The organism is Geobacter sp. (assembly GCF_027327745.1).
In the GTDB taxonomy this organism is placed as follows: Bacteria; Desulfobacterota; Desulfuromonadia; order Geobacterales; family Geobacteraceae; genus Geobacter.
The window spans coordinates 1-22039 of the sequence record NZ_DAHVYG010000024.1 but is presented as its reverse complement, the minus strand read 5'-3'; the positions used below and the strand labels follow the sequence as shown (position 1 = coordinate 22039).

Genomic DNA, 22039 nt, shown 5'->3' with positions numbered 1-22039 from the left:
TCACAATTCGGTAGTCATCAAACTGTCTATTGTCCCACAATCTTCCAGTTCTGATCAGCGAGTGTGACGATCGTTCCGGTCCCTATCTGCGTTACTCCATTCAGATACCAGACCATGTTCGCTCCGGTAGCGGTGTTCCTCCACAGGAGGTCCGGATAGACATCGCTGTTGAAGTCGCCGGTACCCACGATCTGCCAGTTCTGGTCTGTTAATCGGGGGAAATAAGCAGAACTCGTCCGCGTTATCCCGTTCATGTACCAGACTGCATTTTGGCCATTGGAGGTGTTTCTCCAGATGATGTCGGGCTTGCCGTCATTGTTGAAGTCGCGTACGCCCACTATCTTCCAGTTCTGATCGGTCATGGAGGGAAGATACGCAGACCCCGTGCGCGTTGTTCCGTTCATGTACCAGACCGAGTTCTGGCCGTTGGAGGTATTTCTCCAGAAGATATCGGGCTTCCCGTCATTGTTGGAGTCGCCCACACCAACAATCTTCCAGTTCTGATCGGTTAATGACGGCAGGAATGCAGATCCGGTGCGGGTTGTCCCGTCCATGTACCAGACCGCGATCTGGCCGTTGGAGGTATTCCTCCAGAGGATGTCGGGTTTGCCGTCATTGTTGAAATCACCCCTGCCCACGATCTGCCAGTTCTGGTCGGTCATGGAGGCAAGGAATGCAGACCCGGTGCGCGTTACTCCGTCCATGTTCCAGACCGCGTTCTGCCCGTTGGCAGTATTCCTCCAGAGTATCTCGTCCTTGGTGTTGGGGTTCAGTACTGTCGACCGCATCATGTCGTTCTCTTCGTGGCTCAGGATGTGGCAGTGCCACACATACTCAAGCCCGAAGTTGGTCAGCTGGTTCGTCTGAGGCGGTACGAGGTTGCCACCGTCCGTGATGTCGATCTGCGAGAAGCCCATCATGGAGCCGAGGGGTGCCATCGGGTTCAGCGGCCGGATGCTGTTGGGGAGTGCGAAGGGGACCCTGGGAGTGCTCGGCCGCAGGGCGACGATGGTGTCTTCCAGCGGGCTGATCCTGACGGTGTCCTTCCAACCGAGCTCGTTGGGGTCGGGGAGCCTGATGAAGCCGTCCCAGCCGACGCGGTTGATCAGCTGTACGTCGAAGAGGTGGAAGTGGATCGGGTGGGTGTCAACGCCGTTGTGGGTGATCTTCCAGATCTGGATACCGTTGTTGTTCACAACCTCGGTGGCCGGATCGACGTAGTTCTGGAGGATGAAGTTCTGGGTCGCGGCGTTGACGAACGGCACTTCGAGGCCGAGCTTGGCGCTCATCCGGCCGTAGTCGTCGAAGGTGGCGCCCATTTCGTCATGGATGGCCTTCGGTTTCATCGCGAGGTTGGTCACGGTTGTCCCGTCCACCTTCTTGAAACTGAGGGCGGTGTCGGAGATCCGCGAGATCCCCCAGTTGGGCCAGGTGGCGGGGAAGGTGGTGTTGTAGGTGGAGTTGTAGGCGCTTTGCCCCACGATGATCGGCTCCTGGGCCGACTGGAAGGCGCCAGGGGTCGCGCCGCCGGCAAAGGCGGTCTGCAGCGCGGTCAGGGTCGCCGGGTTGTAGTAATCGGTGGGAGGGGTAACGCCCGGGGTCCCCGCTACGTTGATCTGCATGACGGTCCTGACGTTGGGGCCAACCCCGGGGGGGATGGCGGGAGCAGCGCCGATGGCGGTGCGGTCCGGGGCCCCGGTGTAGTAGTCGTAGTGCGGATCGAGCGCCGGGAACGCGGTGGGAGCGTCGTTGTACAGGATCAGGGTCGAACCGGGGTACGGGGTGAAGTCGACGATGACGTCGGCCCGCTCGGCCGGACCTACGAAGAGGGTGCCGCCTCCCTCGGACTGCGGGAGGACGTTACCGAAGTTGAACATGGTCGGGTCGGTGTTCCAGACGACCGGCTGGTTGGGGAGGAGCACCGGTGCCGGCAGGAGGCCTCCTTCCGTGCCGATCTGGATGAGGGCGGGGCCCCTGGTGGCCGGATCGGGGACGCCGCCTTCCCTTCCGTCAGCGGGCCAGCCCGACGGGAATCCGGCGGTCGCTGCCGCAGGCACCATCCCCACTTCCGTCAGGGTTGTGTAAATCGCTGCCGTGGCGGTGGCCTGTGTGTCGGTGGCTGACGGGGGAGGGGCGATCGTGACCGTGGGAACCGCGGTATAGCCGCTGCCGACGGTGTCTATGGTGATGGCGGTGACGGCGCCGGTTGCCGGATCGACCGTTGCCGTGGCGGTGGCGCCCGTGCCGCCGCCACCGGTGATGGTGACCGCGGGAGGTGTGGTATAGCCGGTGCCGCCGTTGGTGACGGTGATGCTGCTGACGATGGGGGTGGCCCGGTAGAACTGGAGGTTCAGGAACCGGTCATGTGATGCGTTCAGGATCCTGAGGCGGTACGCTTTCGCCTGGACGTCGAGTTTGGGGTAGGCGGTCCCGTTGACGATAATGGTGTCCAGGAATGCCTCTGCACCCCAGGATACGTTGGGGGTGCCGGGGATTTCCGGCGGCTGGTTCGGGTTGGTGCAGGGGCCGCCGGTGCCGCAGTCGTAATAGGGGTTAGGCAGGGGCCCGACCTCGATGCAGTACGGTTTCACCGCGTCGGGGGAGGTGCCGCAGACCGGAGTCGGCGGGAAGAACCAGGGGCCGTACATCCACCGCCCGAAGTCGTTTATGCCGGACATGTTGGGGTTGAACGGGTTCTGGGCCGGCATGTAGACGTGGGGCCACCAGAGGTCGCCGGAGACCGGCGTAATCGGTGCGCCCGGCGTCCCGTTCCAGGGCTGGCTTCCCCAGGCCCAGGTGGGGTCGGTGTTGCCGATGTAGGTCGGGCTGGCCGGGTTGGCGTCGACGAAGGTCTTGTCCTGGATGACCAGGGGGATCTCGTCGGCGGGAATCGTGCCGGCGGTGTAGGTACGGCCGTTGATGGTCCCGCCGTCCCTCAGTGCCAGTTCCACGTTATCCCGGATCAGGTAGCCGGCGGCCTCGCCGACATAGACGTTGAGGCGCGTGATCCCCCAGGCGTGGTCGTGGTAGAACATCAGCCTGCCGCTCTGCTCGTTGGTGTAGAAGAACGTCGCGGCGCCGGGGCCCGGATTGTTCGTCGCCCCTGCTTGCCCGCAGGTCGTCTGCCCCGCGCAGGCGGCGATGGTGTTCCCTGACGCGTCGAACCACATGTCGGGGACGTACTGTACGCTTATCCCCTTGGGATAACTGGCCGCGTTCGGGTCTCCCGCCGGGGTGATCCACTGGTGGGGGGTCCCGTCGCTGATCCATGGAGTGTGGCCGCCATGGAGGTGGAGGGTGGCGCGGTTCTGGGCGAAATTGCCGGTAACCGTGGGACCCGGGGCCTTGGTCTGGGGATCGTAATTGATCTCGAACGACCCAGATCCCATGATGGTGGTGTCCACCGGGACGAAGAGGTTGCCGCCGGCCCCCGTGGGGAGCTTGTTGATGAACTTGATCCGCACCGGTCTGCCGTTAGTGCCGCCTCCCGGCAGGGGGGCGTCGGGGGCATATTGGGGGTCATATTTCTTGGTGACGATCAGCGGCCCCAGGTAGTGGGGGGTCAGCAGGTTGGGGTCAGCGGTGTTGACCTGCCTGTATCCCCTCAGGAGGGTGCCGCCGGAAGTGGCGAGCATCTTGTCGGCGTTGTTGAGAGCCGGAAAGTTCGAATGCATCTGCTCGCGGTACTGGACCAGCTCGATCTCGTAGTAGTCGGAGCCGGGATAGGTTGTCGTGTCCGGAACGGCGACGGGGATGCACTGGCCGAGGTTGTTCGGCGTGGTGCACCCCAGGGGGGGGAGCGAGTCGACGAATTTCGTCAGGGGGGGGCTGTTGGCCCAGTTGGGTGTCTCGTAGTAGTCCGGGACGCTGCCGGGGCCCGTGGCTGGCTTGGCCAGCGCGTGGCCCGGGACGAACATGCCGGCAAGGACTGCCGTCGTCGCCGCCAGGCTTGACCATCTCAGGATCTTGTGCCTGTCCATACATCTACCTCCTTTGGTTGATTTGCTTCATGCGATGCTTCTTCATTGCTCGACCGAACGACTCGACCTGCGTCATGGTTCGTCGCCTGCCGTTCCCATATCCGTCATGGGGTCGTCCGGTTTTTTCAGATTCGGACCATCCTTGTCCTTGTTCTCAAGCCGCTGCCGTTCCCGCTCTTCACGGATGAGCTTCATCCTTGAGGCCCTTGCGGCATCCCTGACCGACTTCATGGTCGCCAGGTGCTCTCTGTATGCGAGAAGAGCTTTGGCGGCTTCTTCCCTGGCTATTGCTGCCGCCGCTTGTGCCTGGGCAGGCGTCTTCTTCGGCGCGGCAGGTTGCTTCTGGTTTGCGGCGGTCGGCGTCTGGTCGGACGCTTTCGTCTGCGCCGGGGTTTGTGCCTGCACGGCCCCCGCTTTTTCGTCCCCGGTGCAGATCACCTCGTAGTGATCCGGGAATTCGGCGACCCGGCAGTCGGTGGCGGCGAAGAGCATGCGCGGCAACAACACCATCCCTACCAAAAGGATCATTCTCATGGGTTTTCTACCTCACTCTCTCCCTCCGCCAAGGCAGCCACGAATCACTTGATGGCATCTTCTTTCTTCCCGGCGTTCTTGCTGCCGGTTATCCTCTTTGATATCTCTGCCTGCTTCCGCCTAACCTCCAGCAGATACTGGTTCATGGCCTTGCGGAGCTCGTTGTCGCTCAGGAGGAGCTTCCCGCCGGAGTATGCGTCCCTCATCCCCTTGATCACGAGCTCCAGGTCGATATCGATTCCCTGCTGCCGGAAGTTGCCGATCAGATTCGCGCCGATGGCGTAATTCATCTTATCCTTCTGGGTCTTGAGGAGCGGCGCCTCCGCCGCGCCCGCCTGTGCTGCCACGAACACCATCCCAAGAACCGCAATCCATTTCCTCAAAGCCATTTTCTCTCCTCTCTCCGTGAAATCTTATGCCGTTTCCCACCTCTTGATTTAAGAGGGGGGCAGGGGGGAGTAACCCCCAGGACGAACGGTCTCTGGAATTTGTTACAAAAGTGTAATGTGCCGTTTTTGCGTGTCAAGTCGGGGACGGTAAATTTCCAAAAAATTGTTTTAATGTTAACTTTTCAACAAAGGGAGGGCAGATTTCGGCCTGGTCGTTCTGGACTCCGGGGATTTTTGTGGTAAGCATTTTTTCATGTTGCGTTGGGCCGGCATCCGCGACCGGGATGAACCGGCCGGCCCATCCCCCCGTGAACAGAAGCAGGAGTGTTTTTCGACTTCCGGGACACCATGACGAGAGAACCTGTACACTGGATAACACTTTGTTGCGTTTTCCTCACCGCGCTTTCCGCTTCCGTGGTGCTGGTCCCTCCCGTTTCGCGCCTGGCTGCCCATGCCGATATCATGGACAGGCCGGACAGCCGGAAGGTCCACGTCACGGAAATCCCGCGCCTCGGCGGGGTCGCCATCTTTTTCTCCTTTGTCATTGCCCTGTTGCTGTTTGCCGATTTCGACCGGTTGATCCTGGGATTTCTGGCCGGTGCCGTCATCATGTTCGTTACCGGCCTGCTCGACGATGTAGTCGGCCTGACTGCGGTGCAGAAGCTTGCCGGGCAGAGTGTGGCCGCTTCCGTTGCGGTGCTTGGCGGGGGGATTCATCTCGACGGGCTGGGGGATGTTTTCGGTCAGGGGGATGTGACACTGGGGATATTCGCCATCCCGTTCACGATATTTTGCGTCGTCGGGGTGAGTAACGCGATCAATCTGATGGATGGCCTGGACGGCCTGGCCGGGGGGGGAGTGGCGATTGCGTCAGGGACTTTCGTGATCCTCGGGTATCTGAGCGGCAATCATCCGCTGATGTATCTGGGGTGCGCTCTTCTCGGCGGGGTTCTCGGTTTCCTGAGGTACAACACGCATCCCGCCAGGATTTTCATGGGAGACGGGGGGAGTCTGTTCCTCGGCTACTGCATGGGGATTTTTTCGGTGATGCTGGTCGAATGCGGCGAAAGCAGGATTTCGGGGTTCACCCCCCTCACCGTACTTGCCCTGCCGATTGCCGACACCATCTACGTTATGGTCAGGAGGTTCAGGGAGGGGAAGAAGCTGTTTGCACCGGACAGGAGCCATCTCCATCACCGGTTGATGGGGTTTGGGCTGGGGCACGGGACGACGGTCACCGTCCTCTATGCCGTGAGTTACGCGCTTGCGGCGTTTGCGGTCGTCTCCTACCGGCTTCCCGATTACAGCCAGTTGGTGGCGCTGGCGGGATTGTTGGTGCTTTTTTCGATTCCGTACGGAATTCTCCAGACCCGGACCTGGTGCCGGTTCGTTCGGTCAAACGGCAATTTCGGAGTGCAGGCAAAGGATATTTCGATCTTGATCATTTTGCTTGCCATGGCTAATCCCATGCAGCACTACCTGGGGTTTACGGCCATTCCGCTGCTCCTCTTCGTCTTGTCGATGACCTTCATTAAAAAGCGTAACATCCTGCCCATGGTTCTCGCCCTTTTCCTGCTGACCGTCAGCAGCCTCATCTGATCCTTCACCCCACCTCCGCATACTCCCGCTCGCGGAACTTGACCCCGAGTGAGTCGGCAAGCCTCCGCACGGCGGCGACATCGAGCCCCGGGACGGTGACGGCCGTGGCGACCACGGTGGGGATGTGCTTCTTCGCCTCGTTGAGGAAGGCGCAGACCCCGGCGAAGCCGTCGGCGCCGAAGGGGGTGTTGCAGAGGCGGGCATAGGTTTCGGCGTCGGCGGCGTTGAGGCTCACGGAGATGCTGTCCACCAGCCCCGCCAGCTCCGGCAGGACGTTGCGGCCATGGACCAGGTTCGCCTGGCCGTCGGTGTTGATCCGGATGCGATAGCCGCGCTTCTTCAGTTCGGTCGCCACCTCCCTGATGAGGTCGACGCGGAGCATCGGCTCGCCGAAGCCGCAGAAGACCACCTCGTCCACGGGGCCGGGATCGCCGATGGCGGCCATGACCTCCGCGAAGGTGGGCTCGTGGTCGAGCCGCAGGTAGTGCCCCTTGACGGTGAAGTCGTCGAACTTGGCGCAGAAGGAGCAGCGGTTGGAGCAGCGGTTGGTGATGTTCAGGTAGAGGGAGTTTCTGATCCGGTAGGCGATCTCGGTGGACTGGTCCTTGCCGCCGATACCGAAGAGGCGCCGGGCGTTCAGGGAGGTGATCCGCCCCACGTCCTCCAGGGTGAGCCCCTTGAGCTCTGCCACCTTTTCGGCGGTGAGCCGCACGTAGGCCGGCTCGTTCCGCTTCCCCCGGTGGGGAACCGGCGCGAGGTAGGGGCAGTCGGTCTCGATGAGGAGATGCTCGGTCCTGATGCCGCGCACCACCTCTCGCAGCTGTTCGTTGGAGGGGTAGGTGACGGTGCCGGGAATGGAGACGAAAAAGCCCATCTCAATGCATTCCCGCGCCATGGCGAGGTCGCCGGAGAAGCAGTGGAGCACCCCCCCCACCTCGGCGGCCTTCTCTTCGCGCATGATCGTCATCACCCGTTCGTGGGCGTCGCGGTCGTGGACGATGATGGGGAGTGCCAGTTCCCGCGCCAGGCGGATGAAGCGCCGGAAGACTTCTTCCTGTTCGGCGCGGGGGGAGCGGTCGCGGTAGAAGTCGAGGCCAATCTCGCCGATGGCGACCACCTTGGGGGAGGCGGCGAGTTCCCGGATCACCTCGTAGCAGCGGTCGGTGACGCGGGCCGCGTCATGTGGATGGATCCCGACGGTGGCGTAGATATGCTCGTATTTTTCCGCCAACTCGCAGGCGGCGCGGCTCGACTCCAGGTCGGCGCCGACGGTGACGATGTGGGAGAGGCCGGCCTCGGCGGCCCGCCGGAGCATCTCGTCGAAGTCGGCGGCAAAGTCACGGCCGTCGATGTGGGCGTGGGTGTCGATGAGAAAACCGGGGTGGTTCATGGCGCAAGTCCTTGTCGTTGAAATCGTAAAGGCGGCCGGAAATGCGCCGCCTCTATGGGGAAAGATAGCATCAACAGGGTGAGTCATTTCCACATTTCCTCGTCGACCTTTTCGAAAACCGCCGTGGCCCGTTCGAACTCGGCAAGGTCCTGTGCGTTCCAGGTTCCGGCCAGATGGTCGAGGTCATCGTAGACTACATTCCGTTTCTTCTCGATTCCCAGCGATTCCCTGAGAAGCTTGAGTACCACAGCGTTGACGCTGATATCCTCTCTTCTGGCTTTCTTCTTTAACGCCTCGGCAATGGTTTCATCTATACCGCGCAAAGTCATGGTGGTCATGGGTTTGTCTCCTTGATCCCCTGATGCTCCCGGATCAGCCTTTACCGAACAGCCAACAGAAGGCCGCTTATAGAGCGGAAATGTTCGTCGTAAGTGGCCAGCGCAAGACCATGCTGGAGTGCTGAGGCCGCCAGCCACAGGTCGTTGGACGGTATGGGGCGGCCTTTCTGTCTTAACTCTGAAAAAACCTGGGCATAGAATTCCGCGGTTTCTTCATCCAAAGTAATTACGTTAACTCTTGCTGAGTTGAGAAATTGATCCAGTTCCGTCCGGTTTTGCCGCTCTTTAGAGCCGCAGCGGAATCCGGCAAACAGTTCACCGAGAATGACGGAACTGATGCCGATATACTCGGCTTGCTGCAGGAGGACAACGGCGTCGGCGTCGTTTCTCTTGAAGGCTGTATAGAAGTTGGTGTCGATGATTATCCGCTTCATTCCCGCATCCACTGACTACGATATCATGTTGTAGTGGCATTGTAATGTCATTGTGCGATTCAGTCAACCGGTACCAGGAAGACCAAGGGGTCAGAGCCACTTCTTGCGCCGGAAGAAGATCACCATGGCGATGCTGATGAGGAGCATGAGCACAAGCACCACCGGGTACCCCCAGTGCCATTCGAGCTCGGGCATGTATTTGAAGTTCATCCCGTAGAGACCGACGACGAAGGTGAGGGGCATGAAGATCGTGGCGATGATGGTGAGCACCTTCATCACCTCGTTGGTCCGGTTGCTGAGGGAGGAGAGATAGACGTCGAGCATGCCGGAGAGCATGTCGCGGTAGGTGTCGACGGTGTCGATGGCCTGGACGGTGTGGTCGTAGACGTCGCGGAAGTAGACGATGGTCGCTTCGCGGATCAGGGTGGAGTCGCGCCGCTCCAGGCTGCCGATCACCTCCCGCAGCGGCCAGACCGCCTTACGCAGGAAGATCATGCTCCGCTTGATCCGGTGGATCTTGCGCTGGGTCTCGCGGGTGGGGCTGGTCACCACCTCCACCTCCAGTTCCTCGATCTCTTCGCCGATCTTTTCGAGGGCGACGAAGTAGTCGTCCACGATGGCGTCGATGAGGGAGTAGGCGAGGTAATCGGCCCCCATGGTCCTGATCCGTCCCTTGCTTCCCCTGATCCGCTCCCGGATCGGATTGAAGGCGTCCCCGGCAAACCCCTCCTGGAAGGAGATGACGAAGTTTTCGCCGAGGATCAGGCTGACCTGTTCCGTGGCGATTCCGAGCCCTTCCCGGGCCCGGAGCATCTTCAGGACGATGAACAGGTAGTCCCCGAAATCCTCCGCCTTCGGGCGCTGCTCGGTGTTGAGGATATCCTCCAGGACGAGGGGGTGGATCCCCTGGCAGTCCCCCAGCTGCCGGACGAGTTCGACCTCGTGGAGCCCCTCCACGTTGATCCAGGTGATGGCCGAGGCATCCATGAAGTAGAAGCATTCGTTGAGGGCCGTGATCTCCTTCTCCTCGAAGCCCTCCGGGGTGTAGTCGATGACGGTGATCCTGATCTCCCGGTCGCTCTTCTCCCCGATATGGATGAGGGTGCCGGGGGGGAGGCCGGCTTTCTCCGATCTCTTCGTGGCGGCAGGAGGATGTGGTGCCGGCAGCGGGGTGCCGGGTCGGCGGGTTTTCTTCATGACTCCACGATTACCAGCCGGTTCACCACCTTGTCAACTCCGAAGACGTACCAGGCGTCCGCCTCGGCCATATCCTTCTCCTTCGGTTTCGGGACCGCACCGTCGAGGGTGACGACCCGGTCGCGGCAGCTGACCCGGAGCTGGGAGGCGTTGACGAAGGGGTCCTTTTCCAGGACGAGCCGCACGGCGTCGGTGATCTCGTCGTCGTTGTCCTCCTCGGGGGGGATGATCTCGATGCCGTTCACCACGTCGCGGCTCCCCGGCACCCACCAGGCGAGGACCCCGGCGATCCGCTTGTGGGAGAGGCTCGTCACCCGGCCGTTGAGGGTCACGATCCCCCCGGCCACCTCCACCTGCAGAAGGCCCGTCGGTTCCCGGGGGGCCTCGCGCACCGATTCCCATTTCCCGAAGACGAGGGCGTGGATGGCATAGTCGGCGAAGGCCGGCTCCTGGACGAAGGCGTCGCAGACGTGGTCGCGGATCTCCATGTCCTCCATCGCCTCGGCCGGGGCGATCCGCAGCCGGTCCACGATTCCGTCCACCCCCGCGGTCGCCGCCGCCAGCTCCAGGGCGAGCTTCTTGGCGGCAATGTGCTCCACCTCCCCTTCAAGGGTGAGTATCCCGGCGTCCAGTTTCATCTGCAGTGGCCAGACGTGGAGATTGATATGCGGTTCCCGCTCGAAGGCCGCCTCGATCTCCCGGAGTATCGCTTCTGCTGGTTTCATGTCGGTTCCTCCTCTTTCCCGCTGACTGGTCTTGTGATCATTTTACCCAATTGCGCCGGGAATGCTGGTTCTTCGGAATCAACCTGATCCATGCGGCAGACTCCTATGCACAGGTCACGCAGTTGCGCCCCGCTCCCTTGCTCCGGTACATGAGCTCGTCGGTCCGCTTGATGAGGCTTCCGACCGAATCTTCGCTCGTGGCGATGGTGGCGCCGACGGAGATGGTGACACGGGCGACGGCGTCGCCGGCGGCGAGGCTGGATTCTTCCACGAGCCGGCGGAACCGCTCGGCGGTATGGGCGAGCTTCTCCAAGGAGACATTGGCGATGATGGCGATGAATTCCTCGCCTCCCCAGCGCCCCACCAGGTCGTAGGATCGTGCGGCGTGCTGGAGCGTGCGGGCGACCATCCGCAGCAGGTCGTCCCCCATATCGTGGCCGTAGCGGTCGTTGACCGTCTTGAAGTGGTCCAGGTCCAGCAGCATGACGCCGAAGCTCCAGCCGTAGCGGAACATCTCGTCGAAGCGGGACTGGAGATTGAGCTCGATGTAGCGCCGGTTGGCGATGCCGGTGAGGGGGTCGAGGAACACCATCTGCTGCAGCTCCTCGATCCGCTGGATATCGGCGATGCGCGCCGAGTTATCGCTGAACGCCTCCACGGCGCCGACGATTTCCCCGCCGCCGTTGCGGATCGGCGAGACGCGGACCTGCACCGGCACGCGGTGCCCCCGCTTGTGGTGAAGGTAGACCTCCGCCTCGCGGTGGATGCCGTCGACAAGGGTGTGGGCGATGGGGCAGTCGTGCTCGCAGAGGCTGCGACCCGTCCCGTCGACGTGGCAAAGGATGTTGTCGCGGCAGCGCGAGCCGATGACATCGGCCCCCGTGTAGCCGGAAAGCCGTTCAGCCCCCTTGTTCCAGTAGGTGATCCGCCGGTCGAGGTCTGCGAAGTACACGCCGTCGTACAGGCTGTCGAGAACCTGCTTGAAAAAATCATTGGTCTGTTTCATGTGCCCCCAACTGGTTTGCGTGATCGAATCAGATTGCCAAAGATGAGATGCCAAGACTAAGGAGCAAACTTAATGCCGTTTGCGTGACGGGCTTGCCCTCAATTGTAGTAGAAAGCGCCGCAATTTCCAGTGGAAGCATGATTGTTGGAGGCGTAATTGGGTACGAAGTTGTAAAATGCATATAAAACAAATAGTTATGTGGTGGCGGTGGCTGCTGCTCTCCATACTGAGTTGTTGACACTCGGAGGGGCTTCATGTCATAATTACGAAAATTTTTTAGCCAAACTAAAACATGGGAGGTGCCGAGGCAGCTCCCATCGTCGTATCAGCAGGCTGTTGAAAAACGTCATGAGAAGGCCGGGATGCTAGGCGCAAGCGAGCGGCAACAACGCAGACCGGCCCCGCAATAGTTTTGCAACAGCCTGAGAGAGGCCTATGGAAACCCCCAGCTTCGTCCACCTCCATCTCCACACCCAGTACTCCCTCCTCGACGGCGCCATCCGTCTCGGCGACCTGATCAGGAAGGTCAAGGACCACCACATGCCGGCGGTGGCGATCACCGACCACGGCACCATGTTCGGCGCCCTGGAGTTCTACCTCAAGTGCCGGGACAAGGGGGTGAAACCGATCATCGGCTCCGAGGTCTACATCGCCCCCGGTTCCCGCCTCGTGAAGGAGGCGCGGGGAGGGGAGGCGGGCGCCGGCTATCACCTCCTCCTTCTCTGCGAAAACCTCACCGGCTACAAGAACCTCTCCAAGCTCGTCTCCATCGGCTTCAAGGACGGCTTCTACTACAAGCCGCGGATCGACAAGGAGGTGCTCTCCCAGCACGCCGAGGGGCTCATCTGCCTCTCCGCCTGCCTGAAGGGGGAGGTGGCCTACCTCTGCGAGCGGGGGAAAATGGAGGAGGCGCTGGAGGTGGCCCGCTGGTACGCCGACCTCTTCCCCGACCGCTACTACATCGAGCTCCAGGAGAACACTCTCCCGGAGCAGGAGAAGGCCAACAAGGGGCTGCTGGAGGTGGCGCGGGAACTTTCGCTGCCGCTGGTGGCCACCAACGACTGCCACTACCTGAATCGCGAGGACGCCCGCGCCCACGAGGTGCTCCTCTGCATCCAGACCGGCAAGACCATGAACGATGCGTCGCGGATGCGCTTCTCCGCCGACGAGTTCTACGTCAAGACCCCGGAGGAGATGGCCGCCGCGTTCCACTACGCCCCCGAGGCGATCACCAACACGGTGAAGATCGCCGAGCGGTGCAACCTGGAGCTGGACCTCAAGACCTACCACTTTCCCCGCTACGTCCCCCCCGAGGGGAAGAGCCTGGACGACGTGCTGGAGGACGAGGCCCACCGGGGGCTTGAGGCGCGGCTGGTGGCCATCCGGGCCAAGAACCCGAACCTCACCCCGGAGCAGGAGAAGAGCTACCACGACCGGCTCCGGATCGAGCTCGACTGCATCAAGCAGATGGGGTTCCCGGGCTACTTCCTCATCGTGGCCGACTTCATCAACTGGGCCAAGGACCACGGCATCCCCGTGGGGCCGGGGCGGGGGTCGGCGGCCGGGTCGCTGGTCGCCTACTCCATCCGGATCACCGATCTCGATCCCATCCCCTACAACCTCCTCTTCGAGCGCTTCCTGAACCCGGAGCGGATCTCGATGCCAGATATCGACGTCGACTTCTGCCAGGACCGGCGCGAGGAGGTGATCCAGTACGTCACCGAGAAGTACGGCCGCGACAAGGTCTGCCAGATCATCACCTTCGGGACCATGTCGGCCCGGGCGGTCATCCGCGACGTCGGAAGGGCCATGGACATGACTTACGGCGAGGTGGACAAGATCGCCAAGCTCGTCCCGGAAGTCCTCGGCATCTCGCTGGAGAAGGCGCTCCAGCAGGAACCGAAGCTGAAGGAGATGGGGGAGGCCGATCCAAGGGTGAAGGAGCTTCTCGACGTCGCCCTCTGTCTGGAGGGGCTTGCCCGCCACGCCTCCACCCACGCCGCCGGCGTCGTGGTGGCCCCCGATATCCTGGAGGAGTTCTGCCCGGTCTACAAGGACCAGAAGAGCGGCTCCCTCACGACGCAATACTCCATGAAATACGTGGAGAAGATCGGTCTGGTGAAGTTCGACTTCCTGGGCCTCAAGAACCTGACCGTCATCGACAACGCGGTGAAGATGATCCGGGCCGGCAAGCGGCCCGACTTCGACATCGCGGCCCTGCGCGACGATGACGAGGAATCCTACAAGCTGCTGCAGGCCGGCAACACCACCGGGGTCTTCCAGCTCGAATCCTCCGGCATGAAGGAGCTTCTCACCAAGCTCAAGCCCTCCTGCTTCGAGGACATCATCGCCGTATGCGCCCTCTACCGGCCGGGCCCCCTGGGAAGCGGCATGGTGGACGACTTCATCGACCGCAAGCACGGCAGGAAGAAGGTGGTCTACGATCTGCCGCAGCTGGAGCCGATCCTGAAGGACACCTACGGGGTCATCGTCTACCAGGAGCAGGTCATGCAGATCGCCCGGACCCTGGCCGGTTACTCCCTGGGCGGCGCCGACCTCCTGCGCCGCGCCATGGGGAAGAAGGACCCGGCCGAGATGGCGAAGCAGCGCGACATCTTCCTGGAGGGGGCGAAGAACGGCGGCATCGACCTGCAGAAGGCAGGGGCCATCTTCGACCTCATGGCCAAGTTCGCCGAGTACGGCTTCAACAAGTCCCATTCGGCCGCCTATGCCCTGGTCGCCTACCAGACCGCGTACCTCAAGGCCCACTACCCGGTGGAGTTCATGGCGGCCCTTCTCACCGAGGACATGGGGAACACCGACAAGGTGGTGAAGAACATCGCCGACTGCCGCGAGATGGGGATCGAGGTGCTCCCCCCCGACATCAACGCCTCGCACCTCTCGTTCCGGGTCCTCGGCAACTCCATCCGCTTCGGCCTCGGCGCCGTGAAGAACGTCGGCGAGTCGGCCATCGAGGCGATCATCGAGGCGCGGCAGGAAGGGGAGTTCAAGGAGCTCTTCGACTTCTGCGAGCGGGTGGATCTCCGCAAGGTCAACAAGCGGGTGGTGGAGGCGCTCATCAAGTGCGGCGCCTTCGACTCCACCGGGGCCAGGCGCTCCCAGCTCATGGCGGTTCTGGAAGACGCCATGGCCATCGGCCAGAAGATCCAGCAGGAGAAGGAGAGCGCCCAGGTGTCGCTCTTCGGCACCGAGGAGATCGTCCGGACCAACGGCAACGGCAAGGGGAGGGTGCAGCTTCCCGACATCCCCGAGTGGGACGACAAGATGCTCCTCGGCCTGGAGAAGGAGGCCCTCGGGTTCTTCATCACCGGCCACCCCCTGGGGCGCTACGAGAAGGATATCCGGCGCTTCGCCACCGCCGACACCGCCACCCTCGACGAACGTGCCGACAAGAGCGAGGTGAAGGTCTGCGGCGTGGTCGCCTCCCTCAAGGAGCTCATCACCAAGAAGGGGGACCGGATGGCCTTCGCCACCCTGGAGGACCTGGTCGGCTCCGTGGAGATGGTGGTCTTCCCCGAGACCTTCGCCGCCGCCTCGGAGCTTCTCAAGTCCGACGACCCGCTGCTGGTCACCGGCACCGTCGACAGGGGGGAGAAGAGCACCAAGATCATGGCGAGCGAGGTGGTGCTGCTGCGGGACGTGAGCGCCCGGGAGACGAAGCGGGTGGTCTTCACCCTCGCTGCCGAGGGGCTGGAGCGGAGCCGGCTGGAGTCGCTGCGGGGGATCATCGCCCGCTATCCCGGCCCGTGCAGCGCCGCCGTCGCCATCGAGGTCCCCGAGTGGTTCCGCACCGTCATCGCCGCGGCCGATTCCTGCACCGTTGCCCCCAGCGAAGAAATGGTGATGGAAGTGAAGCACCTGTTCGGCTATAATGCCGTTTCTTTTGAATGAATTACGCTGACAAGGAGATCAGATAATGGCTGTCATCGCCCCGCTGGAGTTTGAGAAACCGATCGTCGAGCTGGAGAAAAAGATCCAGGAACTGATCGAGATCGCCGGAGACAACGAAGAGCTGAAATCCGAGGTCGGCACCCTGGAGAAACGGGTCGACAAGATGCGGGAGACGGTCTTCGCCAACCTCTCCCGCTGGCAGATGACCCAGGTGGCCCGGCACATCAACCGCCCCTTCACCCTGGACTACCTCAACCTGATCTTCACCGATTTCGTGGAACTGCACGGCGACCGCCTCTTCGGCGACGATCACGCCATCGTCGGCGGTCCGGCCCGGCTTGACGGCGAGCCGGTCATGGTCATCGGTCACCAGAAGGGACGCGACACCAAGGAGAAGGTCTACCGCAACTTCGGCATGCCGAACCCGGAGGGATACCGCAAGGCGCTGCGCCTCATGGAGATGGCCGAGCGGTTCCGGATGCCGATCATCACCTTCGTCGACACCCCCGGCGCCTACCCCGGCATCGGCGCCGAGGAGCGGGGCCAGGCCGAGGCCATCGCCCGCAACCTGCGCGAGATGGCAAGCCTTACCGTGCCGATCATCGTCGTCATCGCCGGCGAGGGGGGCTCGGGCGGGGCGCTCGCCATCGCCGTCGGCGACCGGGTGCTCATGCTCCAGTACTCGATCTACGCCGTCATCTCCCCCGAAGGGTGCGCCGCCATCCTCTGGTCCGACGGCACCAAGGGTGAGCAGGCCGCCGAGGCCCTCAAGCTCACCGCCTGGGACCTCAAGGAACTGGACGTCATCGACGAGATCGTCGCGGAGCCCCTCGGCGGCGCCCACCGCGACCACGAAGCCATGGCCAGGACGCTGCACGATGCCCTTTCCCGCCACTTGAAGGAGCTCAAGGGGATTTCCCCCGAGCAACTGGTGGAGGAGCGGTATCAGAAGTTCAGGAAGATGTCCCGGTTCGCCGAATAGGCACCCGGAGAGCTGGACCGACACTAAAGGCTAAAGGTGATGGCCGGATTTCCCCGTGTCCTTCGTCCTTTAGCCTTTAGATATTTCAGCAGGCTGTTGGGGAGCATAATGGAAGAGCGGATTCAGAAGATACTTTCCCGGGCAGGGATCGCCTCCCGCCGCGAGGCCGAGCGGATGATAACCGCGGGGCGGGTGACGGTTAACGGCACGCCGGTCACCGAACTCGGCGCCAAGGCGGACCCGGAGCGCGACCGGATAACTGTCGACGGCAGGCCGGTTGCCGTGGAGGAAAAGCGGGTCTACATCCTCCTCAACAAACCGGTGGGGTATGTCACCACGATGAAAGACCCCGAGGGACGCCCCATCGTCACCGACCTTCTGAAGGGTGTGGGGGTGCGGGTTTTCCCGGTGGGGCGGCTAGACTACAACACCGAGGGGCTGCTGCTCCTCACCAACGACGGGGCCTGGGCCAACCGCCTCGCCCATCCGCGCCACGAGGTCGACAAGGAGTATCTCGTGCGGGTGCGGGGAACCGTCGCGAAGGAACAGATCAACCGCATTGCGCTGGGAGTCGAGCTCGACGACGGAAAGACCGCTCCCGCCCGGGTCGCCGTTACCAAGCAAAGCGACAACAATACCTGGATCTCCATAACCATCCACGAGGGGCGTTACCGGCAGGTCCGCCGGATGTGCGAAGCGGTGAGCCTCTCGGTAGTGCGCCTGCGGCGGGTCCGGTACGGCTCCCTTTTCCTGGGAGAGCTGAAGGTCGGGGAGTTCCGGTATCTGACGCCGGCAGAGGTGAAGGCGCTGGACGAACCCCGACCCCGTCGGCCTCGATAACAAATTCTCATGCGGGGTGCCGGAGAAAATTGCAGTGGCCGTAAAAGGTGGACCACTGTGGACAGGTGGGCAATTTTAGATAAAGCGAAAGGGGTTAGCCGGTTGGCTGACCCCTTGATTTGAAGACTGGAACGGAATTAACCTTGTAATGTATTGTTTTGTTTGACATTTGCCATGCTATTTTTTGGAACATACCTCCAAAAGTACCTCAAAAAATTCTCTTCCAGAAGTTTCCCCTCAGAGGAATCACGCGACCAAAGTAACAAAGTGCGTTGCTTTTTTGCAGTCTTTAATAGGATTGGGGGACTATTTTCTCTCAAGACTCTCCAGCATTCGCAGGTAGTCGCGCTGGCTTTCCCAGACCATGCTGGAAAGGAGATTCACGAATGGCGCGACGTTGCCGGTGTTGCTCTCCCTGACAGTCGTTAGGTACTCGCTGCGCAGCACCGGCGGGATGATGGTCACCGGGTAGCCCTCCTGGAGGAGGGCCAGGTTCATCAGCAGCCGGGCGGCCCTACCGTTGCCGTCCACGAAGGGGTGGATGGTGACCAGCCGGGTGTGCAGGAGTGCTGCGAACTCGATGGGATGCTTCTCGCCACGGAGGCGGGGGATCTCCTCGGCAAAGGCGTCCATCAGCTCCTTCAACTCGCTCGGCGCGGGAAAAACAACATCGGTGCCGGTGACGATGATATTCTGCTTGCGGTAGTGGCCGGCGTTGGCCTCGCCGATGCGGTAGTAGAAGAGCTTGTGCAGCCTCAGGATGTCTCGCTCGGTGATCTCCTTGTGTCGAGCGAGCTTCTGTAGATAGTCGAAGGCCTCGGCGTGGCCGATGGCCTCGAAGTGGTCCTTGAGCGGCTTGCCGCCGATGGTAATGCCGTCCTCGATCACAACCTTGGTCTCGGTCTCGGTCAGGCTGTTTCCTTCCAGGGCGTTGCTTGACCAGGTGAGACCAATGCGGAAGTATTCCTGCAACTGTTTGAGCGCTTGGCCTTTCAAGGGGCGGTGCTGCTTGATCTCCTGCTGGAGTTTGTCAGCGTCCGCGATCCGGTTGGCAAATGTCATGGCGCTATCCCGCCTCTTGGAGGAATGTTGCAAAGGCGTTCAGTTCTGCGATCAACTTCTCCAAGACCGGTTCAATGTCGGAGATCAGCCTTTCTACCTTTTCCGGGTTCAGGTGGTATGTATAGACATTCCGGACCACATGCCGAAAGCCGCGATAATCTTCCAGCATATCGCGAAGTTCTTGAGAAATGACAGCAGGCCTGACTTCCGGGATCTCCATGCTCATCTGGCTCAGCAATTCTTGATGCCAGTTGGGAGCACTCGGCACGCTGCCATCCACGGTGGCGGCAATTTTTTCGAATATCTTTTCAAGCCCGGAGTAAAAACTATGCAGATTCAGGGCAACACTGTCGAGGTAAAAGGTATCATTCTGGCTTTTGGCTCTTTCCCACCCCTCCGTGGCGCGCTCAACGAGAAGCGCAAGCTCCGGCAATTCAGTTTTTATCCTCGCGGCAATGATAGCGCCAGGTTTGCTCATAGCTCAACTCCTTCTCTTTGGATATGCTGCCGCAACGACTCGGAGCAGTCTTCAACGTCCACAAGGTCAACCTTGAAGAGATCGCTGAAGCCGCTGGCAAAGGCAACCGCTCGATAATAATCCGCAGGAGATATCCCCCACACGGCAAGGTCGATGTCTGACCAACGGTGGAAATCCCCTCTGGCAAGAGATCCGAAAAGCATAACCCTGCTCGCACCAAAACGGCCTTTAAGCTCTTTGGCTATGGCGGATGCAGCGGCCTTGGCGCTTTCCGCAGCGGATGAGGTGCGTTCATCGGCAATGGAGCGGAATGGATGGTATTGCTTCCAGAGTGCGGGCGGTATGTCTTTTGCTGTTCGTGAAGGCATGTTCTATTCCTCTTTTAAAGCTTATCACAGAATTGGGAACCGAAACCCAAGCGAATAATCAGACAAGGGGCATTTTAACTACCTCACCTTCTCCGCCAACTGCCGATACACGTCCCGCCCCTGCGCATCACGTTTTTCCGCCATGAGGAAGAGCCCTTTCCCGCCGCTCTTTTCCTCCCAGAGCATGCCGATCTGTCGTTTCTCCTTTGAATCGTCGTTGGTCTTGTAGGCCTCCCCCTTGTACTCGACAACGAGTATCCTTCCGTCGTGCAGCTCGGCCACGAAGTCGGGATAGAAGCGGTCGGTGGCCGTCGGGAGCCAGAAGGAGGCCCTCGGCTGGTTGGCGAGGTTCCGGACCCAGTGCTTTACCTCCTTCAGCGCGGCGATGGCGCAGGCACACTCGAACTCCTCCCCGCTGTTCTTCATTTCTCCGATTACCGGGTAGTAGTGTTTTTTCGAGAGGTCAAAGCGCCCCTGGTAATACCAGCCGGCGGGGTAGACATTCGGGTCGTAGCTGAAGGCGTAATCGAAAGTCGTTTCCACCCCGGACTGCGGACCGAAGAGGGTTTCCTGGTAGCCGCGGCCGCACGCTTCCTGGCGGAAACCCTTGATCTTCTCCACCAGCAGCTTGGCAAGGATGAAGCGGCTGCGCACCAGCGCCGCCATGTCGAGCCCGCACCGCTCCCGGAGATCGGCCACCGTCCGGCGCAGGAATTCGAGTATCACCTCCTGACGCACGTCGGGTTGGCGTACGTTCTTGTCGAGCCAGCGGACCAGATTAGCCTCCGTCCAGTCGGTGTTCACATGGCTCAGGTCGAGCTGCTCCTCAAGGTCCACCAGGCTGTAAACCACCTTCTTCCCCTTGATGTCGAACTCGAAGGTCCGCGCCCCCTCGTCGATGGCGATCTCGGACGGGGTCAGGGCATGGGGAAAATCGAGGAGGCTCCACCCGCACACGTCGAGGAAGAGCTCCTTCTCCGCCAGTTCCAGTTCCCCTTGCACCATGACGCAGAGGCGGGGCGCCCGGAACGTCTCCCCCCGCTCTGACGGAGACAGGGTTTTCAGGAGATAGCGCCGGTGGGAAACGATGGCCTTCCGCAGCTCCGCTTGGGCCTTCTTCGGGGCCGCCGCGACGATCCTCTCTTCAAGTTCGTCGGAAATCTCCCCCCTTACGGTGAGTCGGAGATCGCCACCTTCGCCATGCTCAAGCGCGATCCCCGCCGGCGCCTCCCGCTTGATCCATTCATACTGGTAATCCTCGCCGCAGGTCACAACCAGAGGCTCCGGCTCCCTTCGCGACCAGAGCGGCAGATCGTCTTCGGAAAAGAGCGGCTGCTGTGGAGCCTGGATGAACTCTGAAGCTTCTTCCTCCTCGAACCCCATGGAGACAAGCCGGTCGTGTAGGTCGTTGGCAGCTTGGGCGAAGCTGGGGGAGGAGACGAAGGCGTATGCCTTGTTCAGTTCGTCCTGGTTTCGGCGCTCCGCGTAGGGCATCCGCAGGACCCGGCCGAGGAGCTGCTCCACGTCCTTTCCGGAATGGATATTGGCCGCAGAGCAGAAGACATAGGCAAAGGAGCAGTCCCACCCCTCCTTGAGCGCCTCCACGGTGATGATGTACTCCACCTTGCAGCGCCGGTCGAACAGGTCGATCCCGTCCAGTTCCCGCTGGCTGCCAGTGGCAATGGCGATTCGTTCCCGTGGGATAATCTCGTTCTCCACGAGGTGCTTGAGCACCACCTCCACCGTTACCTCGCGCTCCTTGCTCTCCGCCTGGAAGAGGACGATGGGGCGGATGAAGGCGCCATCCCCCTGGGCCATCTCCTCCAGCTTCTTCCTGGTGAGCACCGCGTCCCGTACCGCCTCCTGCCAGTTCTTGTGCTCCTTTAGGATGATCGGGAGCTTGATCATCTCCTCCGCCTTGAGCTCGGCGGCCGAGACCCGGCAGATCACGTTGCTGCCGCTGGCGCGGTTCGTGTCCGGGGTGGCGGTGAACTCGACGATGCAGGCGGGGCGGATGCGCTGCAGGACCTCAAAGGTGAGGGCGGTGCGGGCGTTGTGGGCCTCGTCCATGATGACCAGCGGCTTGTGCAAATGGAGCAGATTGGCGAATGAAAACTTGATCTTCCCCCGGTCCGGTCCCTCCTCGATCCGCTCCAGACCCGGTGTATTCGGAGTCACCCGTGCGAAGTGGGGCTCGTAATTTTCATTGTGGGCGTAGATGCGGCGTCCCTCGGTCTTGTCCACCCGGAGCGTCGCCATGGTGCCGACGATCACGCACGCCCGCTCGATCAGGTCCTGGGGCCGGATCGTCTCTACTTCGGCGATGTCGAATACCGCCACCCGTCCGTCGAAGGCGTTGTCTATCGCCTCGCGGTATGGGTGATGGGGCTTCTTCAGCGCCTCCAGGGTCTGGCTGCGGATGGTGTTGGTCGACACGAGCCAGAGGACCACCGGAAAATCCTGCTCCAGGTAGCTCGTGGCAGCCGTTGCCACGGTGTGGGCCGCCAGCAATGTCTTGCCTCCGCCGGTGGGGATGCGGACACAGACGTAGGGGGCGGTCTCAAGCCCATCGATGGCGAGGTAGGGACGGCCCGGAGTTTCGGCCGCCTGCATGAGCTCGTCGTAGGCGCACTTCGGGTCGCCGGAAAGGCGCGCCGCCTCCAGGTAGCGTTTGAGGGTTTCGAGGGTACGGCGCTGATAGGGTTTCAATATGAGCATGTAAATTACCTTACTCCCTCTCCCATTTGCGGGAGAGGGTAACATTACTGGCTCCCTCCCCCCTCAGTGGGGGAGGGCAGGGGAGGG

The 22039-nt window shown here is 61.6% G+C and carries 17 protein-coding genes; 4 read left to right on the top strand and 13 right to left on the bottom strand.

Going from position 1 to position 22039, the window contains the following annotated elements; all coding sequences use genetic code 11:
* Nucleotides 1–26 precede the first annotated feature (26 nt).
* The 3 genes from M6689_RS04555 to M6689_RS04545 form a co-directional block, all read right to left on the bottom strand.
* Nucleotides 27–3917, bottom strand: coding sequence for an FG-GAP-like repeat-containing protein (locus M6689_RS04555; protein WP_298268360.1), 3891 nt, complete (start codon nucleotides 3915–3917; stop codon nucleotides 27–29).
* Nucleotides 3918–4052: 135 nt separating this feature from the next.
* Nucleotides 4053–4514 carry a hypothetical protein gene (locus M6689_RS04550; protein WP_298268346.1) on the bottom strand — a complete coding sequence of 154 codons (462 nt, stop codon included), beginning with the start codon at nucleotides 4512–4514 and terminating at the stop codon, nucleotides 4053–4055.
* 44 nt (nucleotides 4515–4558) lie between these two features.
* Nucleotides 4559–4903, bottom strand: a complete 345-nt coding sequence (locus M6689_RS04545; RefSeq protein WP_298268343.1) for an FKBP-type peptidyl-prolyl cis-trans isomerase N-terminal domain-containing protein — start codon at nucleotides 4901–4903, stop codon at nucleotides 4559–4561.
* A 348-nt stretch (nucleotides 4904–5251) separates the two neighbouring features.
* Between M6689_RS04545 and M6689_RS04540 the strand changes: the two genes are divergently transcribed.
* Nucleotides 5252–6502 carry an MraY family glycosyltransferase gene (locus M6689_RS04540; RefSeq protein WP_298268341.1) on the top strand — a complete coding sequence of 417 codons (1251 nt, stop codon included), beginning with the start codon at nucleotides 5252–5254 and terminating at the stop codon, nucleotides 6500–6502.
* A 4-nt stretch (nucleotides 6503–6506) separates the two neighbouring features.
* Here the strand turns inward: M6689_RS04540 and M6689_RS04535 are convergent, their stop codons facing one another.
* The 6 genes from M6689_RS04535 to M6689_RS04510 all read right to left on the bottom strand — a co-directional run bounded on the left by M6689_RS04535 (nucleotide 6507) and on the right by M6689_RS04510 (nucleotide 11592).
* Nucleotides 6507–7892 carry a TatD family hydrolase gene (locus M6689_RS04535; RefSeq protein ID WP_298268339.1) on the bottom strand — a complete coding sequence of 462 codons (1386 nt, stop codon included), beginning with the start codon at nucleotides 7890–7892 and terminating at the stop codon, nucleotides 6507–6509.
* 83 nt (nucleotides 7893–7975) lie between these two features.
* On the bottom strand, nucleotides 7976–8230 hold the full coding sequence (locus M6689_RS04530) for a hypothetical protein (RefSeq protein WP_298268337.1): 255 nt from the start codon (nucleotides 8228–8230) through the stop codon (nucleotides 7976–7978).
* A gap of 41 nt (nucleotides 8231–8271) precedes the next feature.
* Nucleotides 8272–8664 carry a type II toxin-antitoxin system VapC family toxin gene (locus tag M6689_RS04525; protein ID WP_298268335.1) on the bottom strand — a complete coding sequence of 131 codons (393 nt, stop codon included), beginning with the start codon at nucleotides 8662–8664 and terminating at the stop codon, nucleotides 8272–8274.
* 90 nt (nucleotides 8665–8754) lie between these two features.
* Nucleotides 8755–9861, bottom strand: a complete 1107-nt coding sequence (gene corA / locus M6689_RS04520; protein WP_298268334.1) for a magnesium/cobalt transporter CorA — start codon at nucleotides 9859–9861, stop codon at nucleotides 8755–8757.
* Entirely contained in the window at nucleotides 9858–10586 is a 729-nt protein-coding gene (locus M6689_RS04515) for a BON domain-containing protein (RefSeq protein WP_298268332.1), read from the bottom strand. The genes corA and M6689_RS04515 overlap by 4 nt, the downstream gene beginning before the upstream one ends.
* Nucleotides 10587–10689: 103 nt before the next feature.
* Nucleotides 10690–11592, bottom strand: coding sequence for a sensor domain-containing diguanylate cyclase (locus M6689_RS04510; protein ID WP_298268330.1), 903 nt, complete (start codon nucleotides 11590–11592; stop codon nucleotides 10690–10692).
* Nucleotides 11593–12027: 435 nt separating this feature from the next.
* Between M6689_RS04510 and dnaE the strand changes: the two genes are divergently transcribed.
* From dnaE to M6689_RS04495, 3 genes are all read left to right on the top strand, one after another.
* The gene (gene dnaE / locus M6689_RS04505) at nucleotides 12028–15504 is read left to right on the top strand and encodes a DNA polymerase III subunit alpha (protein WP_298268328.1); all 3477 of its coding nucleotides are present in this window, start codon (nucleotides 12028–12030) and stop codon (nucleotides 15502–15504) included.
* A 25-nt stretch (nucleotides 15505–15529) separates the two neighbouring features.
* Entirely contained in the window at nucleotides 15530–16486 is a 957-nt protein-coding gene (locus M6689_RS04500; protein ID WP_298268326.1) for an acetyl-CoA carboxylase carboxyltransferase subunit alpha, read from the top strand.
* Nucleotides 16487–16594: 108 nt separating this feature from the next.
* On the top strand, nucleotides 16595–17326 hold the full coding sequence (locus M6689_RS04495; protein ID WP_298268324.1) for a pseudouridine synthase: 732 nt from the start codon (nucleotides 16595–16597) through the stop codon (nucleotides 17324–17326).
* Nucleotides 17327–17632: 306 nt separating this feature from the next.
* Here the strand turns inward: M6689_RS04495 and M6689_RS04490 are convergent, their stop codons facing one another.
* The 4 genes from M6689_RS04490 to M6689_RS04475 form a co-directional block, all read right to left on the bottom strand.
* Nucleotides 17633–18388 carry a Fic family protein gene (locus M6689_RS04490; RefSeq protein WP_298268322.1) on the bottom strand — a complete coding sequence of 252 codons (756 nt, stop codon included), beginning with the start codon at nucleotides 18386–18388 and terminating at the stop codon, nucleotides 17633–17635.
* 4 nt (nucleotides 18389–18392) lie between these two features.
* The gene (locus M6689_RS04485; protein WP_298268320.1) at nucleotides 18393–18866 is read right to left on the bottom strand and encodes a hypothetical protein; all 474 of its coding nucleotides are present in this window, start codon (nucleotides 18864–18866) and stop codon (nucleotides 18393–18395) included.
* Complete coding sequence (locus tag M6689_RS04480) at nucleotides 18863–19234, bottom strand: nucleotidyltransferase family protein (protein WP_298268318.1); 372 nt, start codon at nucleotides 19232–19234, stop codon at nucleotides 18863–18865. Before M6689_RS04480 ends, M6689_RS04485 begins: the two co-directional genes overlap by 4 nt.
* Before the next feature lie 78 nt (nucleotides 19235–19312).
* Nucleotides 19313–21952, bottom strand: a complete 2640-nt coding sequence (locus M6689_RS04475) for a DEAD/DEAH box helicase family protein (RefSeq protein ID WP_298268316.1) — start codon at nucleotides 21950–21952, stop codon at nucleotides 19313–19315.
* Nucleotides 21953–22039 lie beyond the last annotated feature (87 nt).